Source organism: uncultured Veillonella sp. (genome assembly GCF_963534045.1).
Taxonomy (GTDB): domain Bacteria; phylum Bacillota; class Negativicutes; order Veillonellales; family Veillonellaceae; genus Veillonella.
The window spans coordinates 1-6,260 of sequence record NZ_CAUSQT010000059.1 but is presented as its reverse complement, the minus strand read 5'-3'; the positions used below and the strand labels follow the sequence as shown (position 1 = coordinate 6,260).

The 6,260-nt window shown below is 38.9% G+C and carries 6 protein-coding genes and 1 pseudogene; all 7 read right to left on the bottom strand.

Annotated elements, in window-relative coordinates; all coding sequences use genetic code 11:
- Positions 1 to 290, bottom strand: a pseudogene (locus tag RYP29_RS07860) (UDP-N-acetylmuramoyl-L-alanine--D-glutamate ligase); the annotation flags it as partial.
- A 126-nt stretch (positions 291 to 416) separates the two neighbouring features.
- A complete protein-coding gene (mraY, locus tag RYP29_RS07855) occupies positions 417 to 1,403 on the bottom strand; it encodes a phospho-N-acetylmuramoyl-pentapeptide-transferase (RefSeq protein ID WP_016475705.1) in 987 nt (328 codons plus the stop codon).
- A gap of 61 nt (positions 1,404 to 1,464) precedes the next feature.
- Complete coding sequence (gene murF / locus RYP29_RS07850; protein WP_311532961.1) at positions 1,465 to 2,823, bottom strand: UDP-N-acetylmuramoyl-tripeptide--D-alanyl-D-alanine ligase; 1,359 nt, start codon at positions 2,821 to 2,823, stop codon at positions 1,465 to 1,467.
- Between the two features lies 1 nt (position 2,824).
- On the bottom strand, positions 2,825 to 4,309 hold the full coding sequence (locus RYP29_RS07845) for a UDP-N-acetylmuramoyl-L-alanyl-D-glutamate--2,6-diaminopimelate ligase (RefSeq protein WP_311532958.1): 1,485 nt from the start codon (positions 4,307 to 4,309) through the stop codon (positions 2,825 to 2,827).
- A gap of 58 nt (positions 4,310 to 4,367) precedes the next feature.
- Positions 4,368 to 4,772, bottom strand: a complete 405-nt coding sequence (ftsL, locus tag RYP29_RS07840) for a cell division protein FtsL (protein ID WP_016475708.1) — start codon at positions 4,770 to 4,772, stop codon at positions 4,368 to 4,370.
- 20 nt (positions 4,773 to 4,792) lie between these two features.
- Positions 4,793 to 5,725, bottom strand: coding sequence for a 16S rRNA (cytosine(1402)-N(4))-methyltransferase RsmH (gene rsmH, locus RYP29_RS07835; RefSeq protein ID WP_005376203.1), 933 nt, complete (start codon positions 5,723 to 5,725; stop codon positions 4,793 to 4,795).
- Between the two features lie 9 nt (positions 5,726 to 5,734).
- Positions 5,735 to 6,166, bottom strand: coding sequence for a division/cell wall cluster transcriptional repressor MraZ (gene mraZ / locus RYP29_RS07830; RefSeq protein ID WP_005376259.1), 432 nt, complete (start codon positions 6,164 to 6,166; stop codon positions 5,735 to 5,737).
- Between the last annotated feature and the right edge of the window lie 94 nt (positions 6,167 to 6,260).

Sequence of the window (6,260 nt, the reverse complement as noted above, 5' to 3'; positions counted from 1 at the left end):
CTTACTACATCAATCTTACGATGCAAAGCCTCTTGTACGATTGGAATGGATAAGGCAATGCCCGGAGAAATGATAATACGATCTACACCATCAAGTAAGCTATTATCTTGTCGCCCCGTAATGATAGTTACACCAGCATCTTCCAATCGTTTACGCGTAGATGGTTCAAAATCTACTGGTTTATAATCATTTAAAACTACATTTGCATGTAACTGTGCCAATACCCATGCGGCACCAATTCCACTGGAACCAGCACCTAGAACAAGAATATTTTTCTCTCCATAATCCATTTATATCACCTAAATCACTAAGCACGAAAATTTTTTATCTTATCTTATAAGAATACCATTAAATGCCCTTCAAGTTAAGTATTTTCACGTATTTAACTATCAATTTACAAATATAAGGTTCTTATATTAAATAGTTACAGTTGCAAGTATAACACCTAACACAGCTAGAACTGCGCCACCAAACCAGAAACGATTAACTACAGTTTGTTCAGACCATCCGGATAATTCAAAATGATGGTGAATTGGGCTCATCTTAAATACGCGCACGCCTCGTGTTTTAAAGGAAATGACTTGAATGATAACAGACAAGGCTTCCATTACAAAAATACCGCCAATCACTACGAGTAATAATTCTGTTTTAGTTAAAATAGCCATGCCTGCAAATGCGCCACCAAGAGCCAAGGACCCTGTATCGCCCATGAATACCTTTGCTGGATTAATATTAAATACCAAGAAGCCTAAACATACGGCGGTTACAATAGCGCCAAAGAAAGCTACGCTTTCAGCAGCCACAGAACTTTCAGTGGAATAAATCATCAAGCCGATTACAGAAAACGCTATCGCTGCTACAGCGGATGTACCAGATGCTAAACCATCTAGACCATCTGTTAGATTGACCGCATTCGTAGCACCTACAATGATCAAGAAAGCCAAAATATAATAGGCAAATCCCAATTGAACATGTGCATCTATAACAGGAATCCATAATGTTGTAGGAATAACCATAATTTCAGTAATACAATAACAGAATACAGCAGCCAAAATGAATTGGCCCAATAATTTTTGTTTTGCTGTTAAGCCAAGATTACGTTTTTTAACAGCTTTTACAAAGTCATCAAAGAAACCGAGCAAACAATGACCAAGTGTAAGGAATAGCAACATACCTGTCGCCACATTCCATGGTGCAAAAATAGCCACACCGATCGTAAGAGCTACCATCATAAACGCACCACCCATAGTTGGTGTACCCGCCTTAGCTTGATGACTTTCAGGACCTTCCTCACGTATGCTTTGTTGAGCATGCAAAGATTTAAGCATAGGAATACCAATCTTGCCCAATACTAATGTAATTATAAATGTCACTACAAATGCTAATAGAATGTGGTAAATCATATTACTCCCCTATTCTCTAATAACGGCCAATACGGCTAGATGAATCTAGCCGTTATAACCTCTATTCACGTTCTTTTAATTCATCTACAACACGTTCCATTCGAAGACCTCTGGAACCTTTTACCAAAATAACATCGCCCTTTTCACGAATGTCACTGTAGGCATTTGCCATTTCGAGATGACTATTACAACGATGTACCTCTAAACCTGCTAATTTTGCCTCTTTAGCAATGAAATTTGCCGCTTCACCAAAGGTAAATACAACGCTATAGCCTTCTTCAGCCAATAATCTGCCAACTTGGCGATGACCTTCCTCCGTAAAATCACCTAGTTCAAGCATATCGCCGAGCATAGCAATCTTACGTTTACCTTCTAATTGACCCAATGCTTTAATGGACTCACTCATAGAGGAAGGATTGGCATTATACGCATCATTGAGAATAACAATGTCTTCGAATGCTACAATTTCTTGACGCATAGGTGTGCCTGTAAAATCACTAAGACCTTTTTTAATCTTACTAGATTTAACGCCTAACACACGACCTGCAGCAATAGCAGCTAATGCATCATACACATTATGCTCACCAATCATAGGCAAAAATACGTCAAATACTTCGTCATAACATTTGCAGGTAAACTTAATGCCATCCTTTTTATAGCGTAAATGACTGCCAATTACCGTAGCATTACTATGAATACCGTAGGTAACAGTTTTTCCTTTTGCAATGGAACTCATCGCCTTTACGAAATGATCATCTTCATTTAAAATTGCCACACTATCGGGGCCTAAGCATCTAATCAATTCGCCCTTTGCCTCAGCAATGGCTTCTTGAGAGCCCAACAATTCAATATGACTAGTTCCTACATTTGTAATGATACCAATTGTCGGTTCTGCAATAAGGGCTAATTCTTCAATTTGACCTAATCCACGCATCCCCATTTCTACAACACAGGCTTCGTGTTCTGGTGAAAGTTGCAACAATGTTTTTGGTAAACCGATTTCATTATTAAAGTTCTTTTCTGTTTTTAAAACATTAAACTCAGTGCTAAGAACAGCGGCTACCATTTCTTTTGTCGTCGTCTTACCAGATGAACCAGTAATGGCTACCACAGGAATTTGAAAACGTCGTCTGTGAAAGTTCGCTAAGTCTTGGTATGCCTTTAGCGTGTTTTCCACTTCCACGCAAATAATACCATCTACACTGCGTCCCTTTTCAACGATTGCAGCAGTAGCCCCTTTTTCGATGGCTGTTTTAATAAAATCATGACCATCGAACGTATCGCCTTTCAAGGCTACAAATACATATCCCGCTTCAATCGTACGCGTATCAGTAGATATATCTTTAAATTGTAAACTTACATCGCCCTTACATGTGCCACTAGTAGCATCAATTATTTCTTGTAATGTAAATTCTGCCATATTAGATCTCCTTAAGAGCTTTTCGAGCCTCTTCTCGGTCATCAAAATGAATTGTTTCATTTTTTAATATTTGATAATTTTCATGACCCTTACCAGCGATAATAACAATATCACCAGCTTTTGCATCATGAATTGCATGATTAATTGCTTCTCTACGATCCACAATTACCTCATAAGAAGTACCGTTGCGAAGTGCTTCTTTTACACCCACTTCAACATCCTTAACAATTTGTACAGGATCTTCAGTGCGTGGATTATCGGATGTTACATAAATCTTATCGCCGTACTCTGCGGCAATACGGCCCATAATTGGGCGTTTTGTAGCATCGCGGTCACCACCGCAACCAAATACGATGATGATACGATTTTCTTTAATTGCCTTTGCAGTTTCTAAAATATTTTGCAAACCATCCGGTGTATGAGCATAATCGACAACAACGGCAAAGTCTTGCCCTTCTTCGATTAATTCAAAACGCCCAGGAACGGAACTAAATGTTTTTAACGCCGTATCAATCGCTTCCATGGAGATGCCTTCTTGTAGACAAGCTCCAATAGCAGCCAATGTATTATACACATTAAATAAGCCTGTAGTATTCATCGATACAGGGTAGCTTTCACCCTTATAATTCACAGTATACTGACTATTCTTAGTAGACATATGAACATCTGATGCATTCAATGTGCCCTTGCCTAATGTACTGTATGTAATTGTTGGAGCTGTAGTTTTTTCCATAACGCGATGACCATAGGAATCATCGATATTAATAACAGCACCTTTATTATCTTTTACTTGATTAGGCGCACTAACTTGTTCAAACAATTTACATTTAGCGGCCAAATAATTTTCAAATGTTTTATGGAAATCCAAGTGATCTTGCGTCAAATTCGTAAATACTGCCGTATCAAATTCAACACCGCTAACACGGCCGAGTGCCAATGCATGAGAAGATACTTCCATTACACAGTATTCCACATTTTCTTGAACCATTTGATGCAAAATATGTTGTAAATCAACAACATCTGGTGTCGTATTATGAATTGGGTAACTCGTATCACCAATCATGATATGGACAGTACCGATAACCCCTACCTTATGGCCTTGAGCCTTAAGGATATGGCGAATCATATGTGTGGTGGTCGTCTTACCATTTGTACCTGTAACACCAACCATACGCATGCGATTAGCTGGGTAATCAAAGAAATATGGAACACAGGCCATCATAGCTTGACGTGTATCAGCAACGGTGATGACACACACATCATCAGGCACAGTAACCGGTTTTGATACGATAACGGCAACAGCACCAGCATCAACCGCTTTATCGATGTAATTATGACCATCAACTGTAGCCCCATCAAGAGCGATGAACAAGCTATTTGGTTTTACTGCTCTGGAATCAGCTGTTATATCTTGAATAGATACATTTTGATTACCTTGTACTTGTTGTACATCTAACGTACTTAAAATATCTTTTAAGGTTTTCATACTACATTCTCCTCTATATACGCAAATTAAAGCAGCCCATAAGAGCTGCTTTTGCCTGCTAATCTATAATTTGCTGTTTCGTTTGTACATTGCGTTCTGAAGTCGTACTTTTAGTGCTATACACAAAGGAATCAGGCAAAACCATCCCCAATTGTTCTTCCGCAATTTTTTGAATGCGTACTGGAGATTTCAAGGATGCCACCTCTACATCAAGGGTATCATTATCCTTTGCTAATTGTACTACAGTTTGTTGTGTTTTAACTACTTCATAACCTAATTTCGTAGTATATGCATTCATAGCCATCATAATCATCAAAAAACCAACAAGGATTGCTATACCTTGAATGATTTGTCTCATCAATGGACTAATATCAAAAACAACACTAGCTCTCGCTTTTTTCGCTTGTACACCTAGCAACACATCACGTTTAACGTGGCCCACAACAGCCTTTCTCGCTAACATTAAAATAACCCCTTCCAATACTACAATTTAATCCCTACTCTAAGTTTTGCACTTCTAGAACGAGGATTCATTTCTACTTCCCCTGCACTAGGCTCAATGGCCTTATTTTTAGCCTTAAGAACAGCCTTATGATGACATACACATACTGGTAATTCCGGTGGGCAAATACAAGCTGTACTTAGCTCTTTAAATGTTTGTTTTGTGATGCGATCCTCTAAGGAATGGAATGTAATAACACCAATTCTCCCCTTTGGCTTCAACATACTCACAGCATCTACAAAACTATCATGCAAAATAGCAAGTTCTCGATTCACTTCAATGCGTATCGCTTGAAATGTACGTTTTGCAGGATGTGGACCATCCTGTCTTGCTTTTGCCGGTATAGCTTTTTTTATAATTGACACCAATTCGCCAGTAGTGGTAATTCTCTTTTCATTACGGGCTGCCACGATAAATTCAACAATACGTTTAGCCCAGCGTTCTTCACCGTAATCACGGATAATCTGTAATAATTTATCAGATTCATATTCATTCACGACGATTTCCGCAGTAATAGGTGCCTCTTTATCCATACGCATATCAAGAGGTCCATCATTCATATACGAAAAACCGCGTTCCGGTGTATCTAACTGATAACTAGAAACACCTAAGTCAAATATAAATCCATCAACTTCATAAATACCTTGCTCTTCTAAAGCATGTTTTAAATCTGAAAAATTTGTAGGTATCGTCATCACCTGACAAGTTAAATCAGACAAGCGTTGTCTCGCTACCGCTAAAGCATCTTCATCTTGATCTAAACCGATAATCATGCCTTGTGAGCTCAATCGTTCACCTACGGCATGAGCGTGACCAGCGCCACCTAAGGTACAGTCAACATAGATACCATCAGGATTGGTAACAACAGAATCCACCGTTTCATTCAACAGCACACTGACATGATTAAATTCCACGATAGCCTCCTACAACACAATGCCTTCTAATCCTTCAGCCAAGGATTCTACACTGTCAGCCACTTCCGCATCATATGCATCAAAGCGTTCGCGGCTCCAAATTTCAACCTTATCACCAGTACCAATAATAACCGCATCCTTTTGTAGCTCAGCATGCTCGCGAAGGGCGCTTGGCACCAAAATCCGGCCTTGTTTATCAAATTCAAGTTCTGCGGCGCTACCAAAGTAAAACCGTTTGATTGCACGCGCATTTGCTTTATTAGATGGTAATGATTGTAATGTCTTTGAAAGTTGCTCCCAACTTTCGGCAGTATATATAGCGATGCAGTTATCGAGGCCTTTTGAAAGTACACAGTGATCACCTAGTTGTTCACGTATTTTGGCAGGTATAATCAACCGTCCTTTTGCATCTATAGTGTGATTATATTCACCCATGAACATCTAACATCACCGCCTTACAATCCTCATTCACCACTATATGGTAAATTTTACCACAATCCCCCACTCGTTACAATAAATAAAACGTAAAAATTGA

Coding starts and splice junctions, on each gene's coding strand:
- mraY (WP_016475705.1), bottom strand. CDS start 1,403: ATGATTTACCACATTCTATTAGCATTTGTAGTGACATTTATAATTACA.
- murF (WP_311532961.1), bottom strand. CDS start 2,823: ATGGCAGAATTTACATTACAAGAAATAATTGATGCTACTAGTGGCACA.
- RYP29_RS07845 (WP_311532958.1), bottom strand. CDS start 4,309: ATGAAAACCTTAAAAGATATTTTAAGTACGTTAGATGTACAACAAGTA.
- ftsL (WP_016475708.1), bottom strand. CDS start 4,772: ATGTTAGCGAGAAAGGCTGTTGTGGGCCACGTTAAACGTGATGTGTTG.
- mraZ (WP_005376259.1), bottom strand. CDS start 6,166: ATGTTCATGGGTGAATATAATCACACTATAGATGCAAAAGGACGGTTG.